Genomic DNA, 14,637 nt, shown 5'->3' with positions numbered 1-14,637 from the left:
TACGGAAAGGCAACGCGATAGGGCGTCGCCCATACCAACCGATCAGATGCGCCCGGATGTCGCGAAAGTATGCTTCGATGCCACGGGCACGGACGATTCGTCCATCGCCCCTTTCGTTTCTGGCATGAGGAACACGACGGCCAGATACACCAGACTGACCAGCGCGCTGACGACGGCCAGCGTCATCGGTAAAGCGCCTACTTCACTTGCCAGCAGGGACACGAGGGTTGGCATCGAGCCGCCGATGGCAAAGCCCACGTTCCACGAGATGGCCGTGCCGCTCGAGCGGATTTCGGTCGGAAAGCGCTCGTTGAGCACGATCACGAGCGGCGCGTAACAGAACGTGCCGATAGAGCTGAGCGCAACCGTGTAGAAGGCGATAGCGCCGATCCCCTGCGCGTGGGTCAGCCCGAGGTAAAGCAGGGGGATCGATACCAGCGAGATCAGGCCATAGATCAGCATGGCGCGACGCCGGCCGATGCGATCGGTGAGCGCGCCCGAGGCCACGGACGTCAGGCTTACACAGACGGCGGACGCGCTCAGGATCAGCCCCAACGTGGTGTGCGGTACGTGATTGACAATCTTCAGGAATGTCGGCAGGTAACCGGAAGTCAGATACGAGAGACCGCCACCGGCCAGGGTCAACAATACGCATCCCACCGTGATGCCCACGAAGCCTCCACGGAGCGCACTGGCTCTGTTCTGCTGCTTCGTCGGTTCTGCGCGATGTTGCGTGGCGAGCGCCACCCATAGCGGCGATTCCTGAAGACGCGTGAAGACGAAGAGGCCAAGCAGTGAACTCGCAAGGCCGGAGAAGAACATGATGCGCCAGCCCCACGCGGTAAATGCCGCTGCGGGAATCACCGCGCTTACCAGCACGTAGATGAGGGACGCGAAGAGCTTGCCGATTCCCGAGCCGCCGCCGCAGATGATCCCCGAGGCGAGCCCCCGATGCTTCGGCCCTATCGACTCGGTGCCGAGCGTGTGAGTGGCAGCAACCATACCGCCCATATACACGCCCTGAACCAGGCGCAGCAGCAGGAAGAGCATCGGCGCGGCGATGCCGATGCTCTGATAGGTTGGGATCGTCCCCATGAGGGCTGTCGACACTCCCACCCCAATGGATGCCATGACCAGCGTCTTCTTGCGGCCGTGACGATCCGAGTACCGGCCGAACAGATAGCCACCGACCGGACGCATGATCAGGGTCGCCGTAAAGGCCCCATAGACGGCTGCCAGCGACAGCATCTGCCGCGACGAATCGAAGAACACGGTGGCCAGTATCGGTGCCACATACAGCAGGATAAAGAGGTCGAACAGGTCGAATGCCCAGCCGAGGCAGGACATCGCAACTGCCTGCGATTTTTGCCAGGGGGTGAGCACCAGACCTGCGGCGTGGGTAGGCGGGGATTGCACGGTGATGTCTCCTTGTTTTGTGAATCCGTGATGTGACGGATACGAGCGTCAGGGCTTGTTGCCATACCCGTCACGAAGGCCGGCTCAGGTCTCTTCCGGCCAGTAAAGGCGCATCGGGTTGTCGACCAGCAAACTCTTCTGAAGCTGCGCGGTCGGCGCGATCCGTGGGATGAAATCGACCAGTAGTCCGTCATCGGGCATGTGACCGGTGAGGTTCGGATGCGGCCAGTCGGTACCCCAGAGCACGCGATCGGGGAAGGTCTCGACAATGCGGCGCGCGAATGGCACGACGTCGCCATAGGCCGTGCGCTGACCATCCCGCGTCGCCGGACCGGCCACGGAAAGGCGCTCCGGGCAGGTCACCTTGGACCAAACGTTTGCGTTCTCGCGCATGAAGCGCACGAAGAGTTCGAATTCAGGGCCATCGACCGGCTGCGTCACGTCGGGCCGACCCATGTGGTCGACGACGACAGTGGTCGGCAGCGAGGTGAAGAAGTCCCACAACTCCGGAAGATCCGACGCTTCGAAATAGATCACGACATGCCAGCCTAGCGGTGCGATGCGGTGCGCGATTGTCAGCAGTTCATCCGCGGGCGTGAAATCCACCAGGCGCCGGACATAGTTGAAACGCACGCCCCGCACGCCAGCGTCGTGAAGGTGTTGCAGTTGCGCGTCGGTGATGTCGGAAGGCAGCGTGGCGACGCCCCGTGCTCGCCCATTGGAATGGACGAGCGCATCGACCATCGCGCGGTTGTCGGCGCCATGGCAGGTCGCCTGGACGATCACGTTGCGCGCGAAGCCCAGATGGTCGCGCAGCGCGAAGAGTTGCTCTTTCGACGCATCGCAGGGGGTGTACTTGCGCTGCGGTGCGTACGGAAAGTGCTCGCCCGGGCCGAATACGTGGCAATGCGCGTCCACTGCGCCGGCCGGTAGCGAGAAAAACGGACGGCTTGGATTTTCGAACCAGTCGAGCCAACCGGGCGTTTTATCGAAGGGGCCCGTGGTGATTCTCGAGTGCGTACTGGACATGTATGACCTCGCTCAATCGATGTACCGGAGGCCGGCTTTCGCCAGCGACTCACGCATGCCATACATGTCGAGCCCAAGCACGCCGTTAGCGAGTTTTTCGCGCTTGCCCCTCTCACTGTCTTCGCGCATCGCCGCGGCGTCGAGTGTTGCCCTTGCCATGCCTCGCGGCACGCAGACCACGCCGTCGTCGTCGGCAACGATCACGTCGCCGGGGGTGACGAGTACGCCAGCGCAAACCACCGGGATGTTCACCGAACCCGGTGTGGCCTTGATTGTCCCTTTCGCGCTGATGTAGCGGCTCCAGACGGGAAACTGCATCTCTGTGAGCGTCCGGACATCGCGTACGCCCGCGTCGATCACGAGCGCACGGGCTCCGCGCGCCTTAAAACTGGTCGCAAGCAGATCGCCGAAATAGCCATCCGAACATTCCGATGTCACGGCCGCGACTACGATGTCGCCCGGATGGATCTGTTCGGCCACCACATGGAGCATCCAGTTGTCGCCCGGTTGCAGCAGGACGGTGACGGCCGTACCGGAAACCTGCGCACCCGCATAGATGGGGCGCATGTATGGCTTCATGAGACCAACCCGTCCCATTGCCTCATGCACGGTGGCGGAACCGAACTGCGCCAGCGCATCGGCAATGCCAGGCGTGGTGCGCTCGATACGTCGATGGACTACGCCAGCTTCAAACATGTTGACTATCCTTCTTTCGGAGTGCCGCATTCAGACGCGGATAGACGCGGCGAGCGTTGCCTTCGTAGATCTTGTAGCGCTCCTCCGCGTTGAGATTGAGCGTCGCTTCGAGGTAGCGACGCGTGTCGTCGTAGTAGTAACCGGTTTGCGGATCGATTCCGCGAACCGCACCGATCATCTCCGAGGCGAAGAGAATGTTGTCGACGGGAATGACCTTCGTCAGCAGGTCGATACCGGGTTGGTGATAGACGCAAGTGTCGAAGAAAACGTTGTTGAGCAGATGTTCAGTGAGGAGCGGCTTTTTCAGTTCCTGCGCGAGGCCGCGGTAGCGGCCCCAGTGATAGGGGGCTGCGCCGCCACCGTGCGGAATCACGAATCTGAGTGTCGGAAAATCCCTGAACAGGTCGCCCTGGACCAACTGCATGAATGCTGTCGTGTCGGCGTTGATGTAGTGCGCCCCCGTCGTGTGAAAGCACGCGTTGCACGAGGTCGACACGTGGACCATCGCGGGAACGTCGAGCTCCACGAGCTTCTCGTATACGGGATACCAGTGGCGGTCCGTGAGCGGCGGCGATGTCCAGTGACCACCGGACGGATCCGGATTCAGGTTGACGGCAACGAATCCATAGTCCCTGACGCATCGCTCGAGTTCGGCAATGCATGAGCGCGGATCGACTCCGGGCGATTGAGGCAGCATCGCCGCGCCGATGAAATGATCGGGGAAGAGGGTCGAGACGCGATGGATCAGTTCGTTGCAGATTGCAGCCCACGTGCTGCTGACGTTGAAGTCGCCGATGTGGTGTGCCATGAAGCTGGCACGCGGCGAAAACACGGTCAGGTCGGAGCCGCGTTCGCGCATCTTTCTGAGCTGGTTGCCTTCGATGCTCTCGCGAAGCTCGTCGTCGCTGATGCTCAATTCGGCGGCGCGCGGCATCTGTGCGGGATCCGCGATGCCTGCGATCTGGCGATTGCGCCATTCCTCGAGCGCCTTGGGCGCTGTCGTGTAGTGACCGTGTATGTCGATGATCATGGAAGATTTCTGATGAAGGAAAGTGCGATCGCTCACGCCGGTTCCATGCCGTGGCGATGCTTGAGTTCGTTGGTCAGGGGGGAGTGCAGGAACCGCAGCAGCTCGCGAGCCGGCCCGGGACGAGCCGCGCAGGTGCAGAGCGCAGCCGAGAATGTCGTCACGATGGCGCAGTCGTGCGGCATCGTTCCCAGCACGTCGATGCCGGGCAGATTCATGAGTTCGCTGAGTTGCTGGAAGCCCAGTTCCACGCGGCCGTCGGCGACCAGCTGACCGACCGGCACACCAGGCGGAGCCAGGACGAAGCGATCGGCGATCGCATCCTCGATTCCCCACGTCGCAAGCAGCTTCATGAGGGCGGTACCGCTTGGTCCGGTGGAATAGCCGATGCTGCGCGCGGCAACGAGCGTTTCGAGTACAGCCTTTTCGTTATGGATTGCCGGATGAGGCGCTCCAGCACGTACGGCCACGGCAACGCTCGAACGGACCACATCCGTTCTGCTATCGCCTACCAGATGGCCGCTTGCGACCAGAGCGTCGATGGCATCGCTCGCGAGCACGACCAGATCGAACGGATGACCTTCACGCACGAGCCGCGCGGCATCGACGCCGCCGACCGACCTGAAGTGGACGTCGTGACCGCAATGCTCGCGGTATAGCGTGCCGATGTCGGCAAGCAGCAGGCGGGTGGCCATCGACGAGACGCCTGAGAGGCTCGCGTCGGAACGAATAGGGGCAGCGAAATTTTCCATGGCCCGATTCTGGCCATCGGGATATGTGTTGCCTAGTACAACGATCCTACTAGCTGCTATAACGATTCGGCATGGGAAACGATGTCCCGCAGCAGCCGGGAAGTCTGCCGCACGAGTCGACTGGCGGGTTTGTGCGCGGATTCCGCGAGACACAACGTACTGGTCAGCATGGGGTCCCTGAACGGCCGCAGCGTGAACGCTTTCGGCCGGTCAGACGCCGCAAGCGCAGTCTGGGTCAGTACGGCATGACCGTAGCCTGCGTCGACGAGATCCAGGATGGACGGCACGCTCGACACTTCCAGTGCGATGTTGAGCTTCAACCCGGACATTGCGGCCTGCGTGTCGAGAAGCCGGCGCATTGCATGCGTGTGTCCGGGGAGAATCAGCGGATAGTCGGCGAGCTGGGCAAAGGGCAGCGGTTTGACTTTCGCGTCGCCACGCGCGGCGCGGCTCACGAGGCCGAGTGCCTCGTCGAGCACAGGGATGATCTGGAGAGCCGGATTGGGTGGCGGATTATGGACGAGGCCCAGATCTACCCGGCCCATCGCGATCCATTCGACGAGATGGGTAGAGAGGCCCTCGACGATGGCCAAAGATGCGGCAGGTAGTTCGCGACGGAAGGTATCGACCAGGAAGGGAGTAAGACGCCGGGTCATGCTAGGAGGCAGGCCCACCACGATGTGCCCGGAAGGTTCATCGCGGGCAGCTTCGATATCTTCGGTGACGGTTGCGACGAGCTGCAGGATGCTCACGCCATGATCGAAAAGACGCTTGCCGATTTCGGTCAGCACGACGCCTCGGCCATTGCGGATCAGCAACGTGGCGCGCAGATCCGTCTCCAGCAACCGCACCTGACGCGAAAGCGCCGGCTGGGTCATGTTCAGTTGCAGGGCGGCCTTGCCGAAGCTGCCGAGTTCCGCGACCCGGATGAAGTACTCCAGTTGCCTGAGATTCATTTTTCTTTTCGCAAGAGTGGATGCGCCTGACTACCTCGCAGGTCACGTGTTCAAGTCGTCGCGCAGCGTCGGTGCCCTGCGCGACATCTCATAAACCATTTGCAAATTCGAACCGGCTTTGAACAAGGCCCGATCTTCGGAGCAGGCGCGAAGTGTAACGGGCTCGGTGCGCCACCGACAGCGGCAGTCGTGCCGACGAAGCCGCCGCGACGGACGCCGGCGCGGAATCTCCCGGCCGACTGCCCGTCGATCGACATGATTGCAATGGTCATTTTAGTGATTGATTTGCGCAATCGACTACGCGGGATTACACTCACGCATGATCGATTCGATCATTTTTAGATTGCTTCCTTGCGCGAAACAATCACCGCGACGAATAACGTAGGAGACACGTATGGTTCAGATTCCGATCAAGCGCTCGATCGAGCGCATCCCCGGGGGGATGATGATCGTGCCTTTGCTGGTCGGCTCGATGGTGGCGACGTTCCTGCCGGGCATGCCGAAATTCTTCGGTTCGTTCACCAGTGCGCTGTTCACCGGCGCATTGCCGATCCTCGCCGTCTTCTATGTGTGCATGGGGGCGGGCATCGATGTGAAGGCCACGCCGTACCTGATGAAGAAGGGCGGTGCGCTGCTCGTTACGAAAGTCGGCGCGGCTGTGATCGTCGGTGTGATTCTTGGGCGTATTCTCGGCGAGCAACCCATTTCGTCGGGTCTGTTCGCCGGCATTTCCACCCTCGCTGTCGTCGCGGCGATGAACGACACCAATGGCGGCCTCTATATGGCGCTGATGGGCCAGTACGGTCGCTCGGAAGACGTGGGCGCCTATACGCTGATGTCGCTCGAATCCGGACCTTTCCTGACGATGGTGACGCTCGGCGTCGCGGGGCTCTCGGCATTCCCCTGGCAGACGCTGGTGGGCAGCATTCTGCCGCTCGCGTTGGGCATGCTGCTCGGCAATCTGGACCGCGAAATGCGCGTGTTCCTCGCCAGGGCCGTTCCTGTGATGATCCCGTTCTTCGCGCTGGCCCTCGGGGCCGGTCTCGATCTGCACAAGGTGTGGCAGGCAGGCATTCTCGGTATCGGACTCGGCGTCGCAGTCGTTGTCGTGACCGGCATCCCGCTGTACTTCGCCGACCGTCTGACAGGCGGCACGGGGGTCGCTGGCGTGGCGGCGGCCAACACGGCGGGCAACGCGGCGGCCGTGCCTGCGCTCGTCGCCGCGGCGAATCCGGTGTACAACGATGCGGCACAAAGCGCGACCCTGCTGGTTGCCGCGTGTGTCGTCGTGACGGCTATCCTCTCGCCGATCCTGACTGCGTCCATTGCAAAGCGGTACCAGCGCAAACATGAAACGGCGCCCGCGGAGAGTGGCCGGGAGCTGGCATGATGAAACTGCTGATTCTCGCCGATGACCTGTCGGGTGCCGCCGACTGTGCGATAGGCTTTGCCGGCGCGGGGCACCGCACGGTCGTCACGCTGCAGGCGATATACGCGCAGGCGCATGAAGACGTCGACACGATCGCCGTCGACACCGATACGCGCCGCCTCACACCTGGGCAAGCGTCGGCGCGCACAGCGGCAGCGTATGCGGAGATGAGCGTAGGCGGTCAGCGGTTGTACAAGAAAATCGATTCGACGTTGCGAGGCAACTGGGCCGCTGAAGTGGCGGGATTGCACGCCCTTGCCGGTATGGCGATCGTTGCGCCGGCTTTCCCGGCCACCGGGCGTACCGTGCGTGATGGGCGTGTCTACGTCCACGGCGATCCGCTCGAACGGACTGCGACCTGGCAGCTCGAGCACGCCGGCTTGCCCGCGGACATAGCCTCGCAGCTTGGCGCGGCTGGTCTCACGACCGAGCGGATAGACGCCGAGGCATTGCGCGACGAGCCAGAATTGCTCGCCGCCACGATTGACGCGATAGCTTCTCGCGGCACGCAGGCGCTGATCGTCGACGCACAAACCGAACGGGCGCTCGCCGCGCTTGCCAGCGCGACCCTGCAAAGCAACGCGGAATTTTTCTGGGTCGGCTCCGGCGGGCTCGCGCGTGAAATCGCATCGCTCGATCAACGGGAGAACAAACACGGTGATGCGGACGCTGCGGCGTTTCCAGGTGGTCCGATCCTGATCCTCGTCGGCAGTCTTTCGGCGGTGAGCGAGCGACAATGCGCGATGCTGCGCGAGCGTGGCGGTGTCGAGGAACTGATCGTGCCGCCCGCCGTGTTGCGGGCAGGCGCCAGGCATCCTGACTGGAATACGTGGCAGCGACAGCTTGCCGTGTCCATGCATGCGAATCGCGATCTGCTGCTGCGCATTGGACGCGACGATGCATTCGATCCTGCCGAAGGCATGCAACTGTCGACAGCGCTCGCCGCGCTCGTCGAGCCGCAGTTCCCGAAGGTGGGCGGTCTGATTGCGACGGGCGGCGAGACCGCTCGGGCGATGCTCGCGGCCGCGCGCATCGACGATCTGCATCTGCTGGCCGAAGTGGAAGCCGGCGTTGCCGTGGCGCGGCCGCTCGATGCAACCCGCGAACATCGTCCCGGCATCGTCACCAAGGCCGGCGCTTTCGGTACCGATCGCGCGTTGTACGCGGCGTGGCTCACCCTGCGCAATGAAAGCGAACCGGACGTCGCGCTGCACTGATGTCCGGCGAAGAACAGCAGCAAACCCTGAAGTCTAACGAGATCACATCATGAGCAACTATCTTCCTGTAATTGGCATCACGATGGGCGATGCGGCTGGCGTTGGCGCGGAGGTCGTCGTCAAGAGTCTGGCGCACTCGTCGGTCTACGCGCAATGCCGCCCGCTCGTGATTGGAGACGCGAAGCGTCTGGAACGCGCCAATGAAATCGTCGGCGGCGCGATGAAGGTTCGCCGCATCGCGGATGCGGCGCAGGCACGTTACGAGCAGGGCACCATCGACTGTATCGACCTGGGGCTGATTCCCGATGACTTGCCGTTTGGGCAGCTTTCCGCGCTCGCGGGCGACGCCGCGTACCAGTACATCAAGCGCGCGGCCGAACTCGCGCAGGCCGGTACGATCGACGCGATCTGCACGGCGCCGCTGAACAAGGAAGCGCTGCATGCGGGTGGCCACAAGTACCCGGGACACACGGAGATGCTCGCGCATCTGACCGGCGTCGACGAAGTATCGATGATGCTTGTCGCGCCGCAGTTGCGCGTGATCCATGTGACGACGCACATCGGCATCATTGACGCGATCCGCAAGATCGAGCCGGGGCTCGTGCAGCGGACCATCGAACGCGGCAATGCGACGCTCGTGAAAGCCGGTATCGGCAAACCGCGTATCGGCGTGTGCGGAATCAATCCTCATGCGGGTGAAAACGGTCTGTTCGGCTACGGCGAGGAAGAAGAGAAGATCATTCCGGCGGTCAAGCTGCTGCAGGAACGCGGTCTGGATGTGACCGGCCCGTTGCCTGCCGACACGCTGTTTTTCCGCGCTGGCCGAGGCGACTTCGATCTCGTGGTGGCGATGTATCACGACCAGGGGCACGGCCCCGTGAAGGTACTGGGTCTCGAAGCCGGCGTGAACGTTACGGTGGGGCTGGAAGTCATCCGCACGTCGGTCGATCACGGCACGGCATTCGATATCGCCGGCAAGGGGATCGTCGACGAAGGCAGCATGCTCGAAGCGTTGCGACAGGGCGCCGAACTGGCGACGCGCCGTCACTGAGGCGGCGTCCAGGCACAAGGCTCAGGTAAGATTGAAGCCCCTTGTGAGGCCGCTGACGAAGTGAAAAAAACAACCGAACGCCATCAGGCAATTCTTGAGTTCGTCCGCACGCGCGATGCCAGCGTCGAGGAACTGTGCGCCGCGCTGGACGTCTCCGAAGCGACGATCCGGCGCGATCTGACGGTGCTTGCGAAACAGCGGCGGCTGGTGCGCACTTATGGTGGCGCAACGGCTCTCGTTGGCATGCATGAGCCGGAGGCCTCGCTCGACGAACGCAAGGCGACGCAGCGCGAACAAAAGGAGGCCATCGCGCTGGCGGCCGCCGCGCATGTCCGCGATGGCGACACCGTGCTGCTCGACGGCGGCACGACCTGCGCTGCGCTGGCGCGCCGTCTGTCCGTGCGCGAAGAACTGCATGTCGTCACGAACAACCTGCTTGCGGTGATGGCGCTCGCGAATGCGCCCGGGGTGCGGCTCACGCTGGTCGGCGGCGAATTGCGCAGTTCGAGCATGAGCACACTCGGGCCGCTGGCCGAGCTGATCCTGGGCCGGTTGACAGTCGACGTCGCGTTCCTCGGCGCAGATGGGGTGGTGGCAGGCTTTGGCCTGTGCGAGGCGTCGGCGCAGCAGGCGTATCTGAAGGAATGCATCGTCGCTCGCGCTGCCGAGGTCATCGTGCTCGCCGATTCGGCCAAGCTCGGCCGCGCACGTCAGCAGCACTGGACGCCGCTCCTGCGCGACTGGCGGCTCATCACCTCGACGCTGGCCGACGAAGCCATGCTGGCACCGTTTCGCGAACGGGAGGGGGTGACGATCGAACTGGCGCCGGAACTGGAGTGGTCGGCGGTTGCATGAGCGCACGCCTGTGCACGCGGTCATTCTGAAATTTCGCGTCAACCGCGGCGCGGCGTCACCCGGCTCCTTTCGCCGACGCCCGCCATTCAACGCTCAACAGATGCTCGCGCATGCAGCGTGCCGCCGCTTCGCCGTCTCGCGCCTTGAGCGCGTCGACAATATCCTGATGCTGCCGCGCGAAATACTGTCGCGTCTCCTGCGCCACCGTCTTCTCGCGGACTTCCGGTTTCACCCGCATCCCGTTGATGACTTCCATCAGCGCGATCAGCGCGGGGTTGCGCGTGGCTTGCCCGATCAGCAGATGGAACCGGTGATCCCATTGCTGCCACTCATCGTCGTTCTTCGAGCCGGCATTCTTTCGCGCGCACTTTTCCAGCTCCTGCAGATCGTCGCCGCTGGCTTTGGTTGCGGCGAGCGCCGCCAGCGCCGGCTCGAACAGCAGACGCATTTCCGCGATGTCCGCCGGACTGGCGCCCGCGCGCAACCCGCGCAGTGTGGGCGCGAACTTCACGGGTCGAGCGCCCAGGTAAGTACCGCGGCCGACGCCGCGCCAGATGCGCCCCGACGCTTCTAATGACGCCAGCGCAGAACGCAGTTCCCGACGGCTAACTCCCAGATCTTCCGCGAGCTTCCTTTCGGGCGGCAACGCGTCGCCATCCTTGAGTCGATGGCCGGCAATGTAGTCGAACAGCGTATCAAGTACGGATTTTTCCATTCTGTCCACCGAACCAATTAACATTGGTACAAAAGATATCAGAATGGCAGCGGCAAGCCAAAGCTTTCATCTTCTATACGAAAAGGGCTGTTTATAGGCAATTTCGGGTTAACACTGGGTGCAACCTGCCGTCGTTAGACTTACGCTCTCTTCTTTCTGTAATAGAACCATTAAGTATTGGTTCGTCGATTTGTCTTGCTGCCGCGAAAGGAGTCGCCCATGTCGTTTACAACCCGTCCGGAACTGCTCGGCACATTCGGCATGGTGGCCTCCACGCACTGGCTGGCCAGCGCATCGGCCATGGCCGTGCTCGAAAAAGGCGGCAATGCATTCGACGCAGCCGCCGCAGCCGGTTTCGTTCTGCAGATCGTCGAGCCGCATCTGAACGGTCCGGGCGGTGAACTGCCGGTGGTGTTTCATAGCGCGCGCGAAGAGCGGGTACGCGTGCTGTGCGGGCAAGGTGTGACGCCAGCGCGAATGACCATCGAGCGAATGCGCCAGCTCGGGCTCGATGTCGTTCCCGGGACTGGCCTGTTGCCGGCAGTCGTGCCAGGCGCGTTCGGCGCGTGGATGATGCTGTTGCGCGATTACGGCCAACTTCCGCTCGAGGACGTGTTGAGCTACGCGATCGGCTACGCGGAAAACGGCTATCCGGTGTTGCCGCGCATGGCGTCGTCGATTCTCGCGATTCAGGATTTTTTTCGCAGCGAATGGACCACGTCGGCCGAACAGTGGCTGCACAACGGCGAAGCGCCGAAGCCGAACCAGCTGTTCGCCAATCCTGCCATCGCGGAAACGTACAAACGCATCCTGCGCGAAGCGAATACGCGCAGCGACCGCGCCGAGCAGTGCGAACTTGCGCGCAACGCGTTTTATCGCGGCTTCGTGGCCGATGCGATCGACCAGTATTTCCGCTCGACAGCCGTGCTCGACACGTCCGGCAAGCGCAACCATGGCCTGCTCGACGCCAGCGATCTCGCGCGTTGGGAGCCGACCTACGAAGACGCGGTGTGCTATGACTACGCGGGCCTGCGAGTCCACAAGACCGGTCCGTGGGGGCAGGGGCCGATGTTCCTGCAGCAGCTCGCACTGCTGAAGGGTTTCGACCTCGCCGCAATGGACCCGCTGGGGCCCGATTTCATTCACACGGTCATCGAGTGCGCGAAGCTCGCGTTTGCGGATCGCGAAGTGTTCTACGGCGACCCGGCGTTTTCGCACGTGCCGATGGACGTGCTGCTCAGCGACGCCTATAACGACGAGCGCCGCCGCCAGATCGATCCACATCGTGCGTCGTTCGAATTCCGCCCGGGCCGTCTCGGCGACAGCGAACAGCGCGCCGCGCGCATCCTTGCCAATGCCGGCCGCCAACAGGCCGGCGGCTTTGGACAAGGCGAACCGACATTCGCGCCGCTGCCGGAGTTGCGTGGCGACACGGTGCATCTGGACGTCGTCGATCGCTGGGGCAATATGGTGTCGGCCACGCCGTCCGGAGGCTGGCTGCAGGCGTCGCCGGCGGTGCCCGGCCTCGGTTTCAACGTGACGACGCGCGCGCAGATGTTCTGGATGGAAGAAGGCCTGCCGTCGTCGCTCGGCCCGGGCCGCCGTCCGCGCACGACGCTATCGCCCACGCTCGTCACCCGCGACGGCAAACCGTACGCGGCCTTCGGCACACCGGGCGGCGATCAGCAGGACCAATGGTCGCTCCAGCTGTTCCTCAGACACGTGCATGGCGGCATGAATTTTCAGGCCGCCGCGGACGCACCGTCCTTCCAGACCGCGCATTTCCCCGGCTCGTTCTATCCGCGCGCAATGCAGCTCGGCAAGATGTCGGCCGAATCGCGGTTCCCGGAGCGCACGCTCGCCGAATTGCGTGCGCGCGGCCACGACCTGACGGTTGCGGAACCGTGGGCCCTGGGCCGTGTGTGCGCGGTCGGAATTCGCAATGGCCTGATGCGTGGTGCGGCGACGCCGCGACAGATGCAGGCCTACGCGATTGGGCGATAACCCGCGTATCGCGAAGATCGCCGCCAGTTCCTGCCAGGGAGAAGTTGCCGTGTCTGTCGTAGCCGCCCGTCTTGAAAGACTGCCGTTGTCGGGTTTTCATCGCAAACTTCTGCTCATCGGCGGACTGGGGTACATGTTCGATGGACTCGATTCCTCGTCGCTCGCGTTCCTGCTGCCGGTCGTTAGCAAGCTGTGGCAATTGACGAGTGCCGAAACCGGACTCGTCGCGAGCAGTACCTATATCGGATACTTCTTCGGCGCGTTCCTGTCGGGCGTGCTTGCCGACGTGATCGGCCGGCGCCGCATCATGATGAGCGCGCTCGCCATCTACTGTATCGCGTCGCTCGCGAGTGCCACGGCCCACGACTGGCACATGTTCTTCGGGTTACGCGTTGTCGCTGGTTTTGGTTCGGGCGCGGAAACAGTCGTCATCGCACCGTTTCTCGCCGAATTCGTGCCGCGGCGTTACCGCGGCATCTTCTGCGGTGCGCTGGTCGGCTTCATGTCGTTCGGCTATCTGACATCGGCGATTCTTGGCTTCGCAGTGGTGCGCAACTACGCTGACGGCTGGCGCTATCTCGCGGTGATTACCTCGTTGCCAGTGGTCATGCTGCTGTGGTGGCGTAGAACGCTGCCCGAATCGCCGCGCTGGCTCGAAAGTCAGGGACGCGAGGCAGAGGCAAACAGCATCGTGAGCAGCATCGAAGCGTGGTTCACCGGAAAAGGCATCGTCCTCGCGCCTGTCTCAACTGTGAACGTTCTCCCTGCGTCGGTATCGGCCGGCGGCAGCGCGTGGCGCAACGTCCTCGCGCTCTGGTCGCCGCGACTCGCGCGCACGACTGCCGTGAGCTGGCTGATGTGGTTTTCGGTCGCGTTTGCTTATTACTCGTTCTTCTCGTGGATTCCGAGCCTGCTCGTCAAGGAAGGACTCACGATGACAAAGAGCTTTGGTTATTCCATTGCGATTTACGGCGCGCAGATTCCGGGGTATTTCTCCGCCGCATGGCTCAATGAGCGCATCGGCCGCAAAGCGGTGGTTGCCTCGTACATGTTGCTCGGCGGTATCGCCGCCATCACACTGGCGTTTTCGCACACCGGTATACAGATCATGGCTGCGGGCATTGCGCTGTCGTTCTTCATGAACGGCGCGTTCGCCGGCGTGTATGCGTACACCCCTGAAGTGTTTCCGACGGCCGTGCGGACAACCGGCACCGGCTCGTCGTCGTCGTTTGGCCGCATTGGGTCAGTGAGCGCACCGATTCTGGTTGGCCTTATTTATCCGACTCTCGGCTTCCTCGGCGTATTCGCGATGACCACGACCGTGCTGCTGATCGGTGCGTGCGTCGTTTTCTTTCTCGGCATCGAGACGCGCAATCGATCGCTCGAAGACATCGAGGCCGACGGGCGCGAACCCAAGCGGAGCGAGAATAGGCAAAGGCAACTCAACTCGACCAATTTGCACGGCTGACTATCTGACGAATTTTCGAACT

The 14,637-nt window shown here is 62.8% G+C and carries 13 protein-coding genes; 6 read left to right on the top strand and 7 right to left on the bottom strand.

Going from position 1 to position 14,637, the window contains the following annotated elements; genetic code table 11:
- Positions 1-42: 42 nt before the first annotated feature.
- The 6 genes from HHL14_RS13450 to HHL14_RS13425 all read right to left on the bottom strand — a co-directional run bounded on the left by HHL14_RS13450 (position 43) and on the right by HHL14_RS13425 (position 5,876).
- Positions 43-1,416: an MFS transporter gene (locus HHL14_RS13450; RefSeq protein ID WP_329601657.1), complete on the bottom strand. Its 1,374-nt coding sequence runs from the start codon at positions 1,414-1,416 to the stop codon at positions 43-45.
- 84 nt (positions 1,417-1,500) lie between these two features.
- The gene (locus tag HHL14_RS13445) at positions 1,501-2,445 is read right to left on the bottom strand and encodes an amidohydrolase family protein (RefSeq protein WP_169498092.1); all 945 of its coding nucleotides are present in this window, start codon (positions 2,443-2,445) and stop codon (positions 1,501-1,503) included.
- Positions 2,446-2,457: 12 nt separating this feature from the next.
- On the bottom strand, positions 2,458-3,141 hold the full coding sequence (ligK, locus tag HHL14_RS13440) for a 4-carboxy-4-hydroxy-2-oxoadipate aldolase/oxaloacetate decarboxylase (RefSeq protein ID WP_169498091.1): 684 nt from the start codon (positions 3,139-3,141) through the stop codon (positions 2,458-2,460).
- On the bottom strand, positions 3,134-4,171 hold the full coding sequence (locus HHL14_RS13435) for an amidohydrolase family protein (RefSeq protein ID WP_169498216.1): 1,038 nt from the start codon (positions 4,169-4,171) through the stop codon (positions 3,134-3,136). The genes ligK and HHL14_RS13435 overlap by 8 nt, the downstream gene beginning before the upstream one ends.
- 32 nt (positions 4,172-4,203) lie before the next feature.
- A complete protein-coding gene (locus tag HHL14_RS13430) occupies positions 4,204-4,920 on the bottom strand; it encodes a substrate-binding domain-containing protein (protein WP_230413023.1) in 717 nt (238 codons plus the stop codon).
- Positions 4,921-4,976: 56 nt separating this feature from the next.
- Positions 4,977-5,876, bottom strand: a complete 900-nt coding sequence (locus HHL14_RS13425; protein WP_169498090.1) for a LysR substrate-binding domain-containing protein — start codon at positions 5,874-5,876, stop codon at positions 4,977-4,979.
- 394 nt (positions 5,877-6,270) lie between these two features.
- On the opposite strand from HHL14_RS13425, the gene HHL14_RS13420 reads away from it, so the two are divergent.
- From HHL14_RS13420 to HHL14_RS13405, 4 genes are read left to right on the top strand one after another with little or no spacing between them, the layout of a single operon-like run.
- Complete coding sequence (locus HHL14_RS13420; RefSeq protein ID WP_169498089.1) at positions 6,271-7,266, top strand: 2-keto-3-deoxygluconate permease; 996 nt, start codon at positions 6,271-6,273, stop codon at positions 7,264-7,266.
- The gene (locus HHL14_RS13415; protein WP_169498214.1) at positions 7,266-8,522 is read left to right on the top strand and encodes a four-carbon acid sugar kinase family protein; all 1,257 of its coding nucleotides are present in this window, start codon (positions 7,266-7,268) and stop codon (positions 8,520-8,522) included. The genes HHL14_RS13420 and HHL14_RS13415 overlap by 1 nt, the downstream gene beginning before the upstream one ends.
- 49 nt (positions 8,523-8,571) lie before the next feature.
- Positions 8,572-9,573: a 4-hydroxythreonine-4-phosphate dehydrogenase PdxA gene (pdxA, locus tag HHL14_RS13410; RefSeq protein ID WP_169498088.1), complete on the top strand. Its 1,002-nt coding sequence runs from the start codon at positions 8,572-8,574 to the stop codon at positions 9,571-9,573.
- A 60-nt stretch (positions 9,574-9,633) separates the two neighbouring features.
- Entirely contained in the window at positions 9,634-10,428 is a 795-nt protein-coding gene (locus tag HHL14_RS13405; protein ID WP_169498087.1) for a DeoR/GlpR family DNA-binding transcription regulator, read from the top strand.
- A gap of 55 nt (positions 10,429-10,483) precedes the next feature.
- Here HHL14_RS13405 and HHL14_RS13400 read toward each other — a convergent pair whose 3' ends face one another.
- A complete protein-coding gene (locus HHL14_RS13400; protein WP_169498086.1) occupies positions 10,484-11,143 on the bottom strand; it encodes a FadR/GntR family transcriptional regulator in 660 nt (219 codons plus the stop codon).
- Positions 11,144-11,362: 219 nt separating this feature from the next.
- Here HHL14_RS13400 and HHL14_RS13395 point away from each other — a divergent pair, with 219 nt between their 5' ends.
- Both HHL14_RS13395 and HHL14_RS13390 read left to right on the top strand, forming a co-directional pair.
- Positions 11,363-13,147, top strand: coding sequence for a gamma-glutamyltransferase family protein (locus tag HHL14_RS13395; RefSeq protein WP_169498085.1), 1,785 nt, complete (start codon positions 11,363-11,365; stop codon positions 13,145-13,147).
- A gap of 49 nt (positions 13,148-13,196) precedes the next feature.
- Positions 13,197-14,615 (top strand): MFS transporter, encoded by a 1,419-nt coding sequence (locus tag HHL14_RS13390; RefSeq protein ID WP_169498084.1) that lies wholly within the window; start codon positions 13,197-13,199, stop codon positions 14,613-14,615.
- Positions 14,616-14,637 lie beyond the last annotated feature (22 nt).

The sequence above is a fragment of the Paraburkholderia antibiotica genome, from assembly GCF_012927125.1.
In the GTDB taxonomy this organism is placed as follows: domain Bacteria; phylum Pseudomonadota; class Gammaproteobacteria; order Burkholderiales; family Burkholderiaceae; genus Paraburkholderia; species Paraburkholderia antibiotica.
Note: the sequence above shows the minus strand (reverse complement) of the source record. Positions and strands in the feature narration are given on the sequence as shown.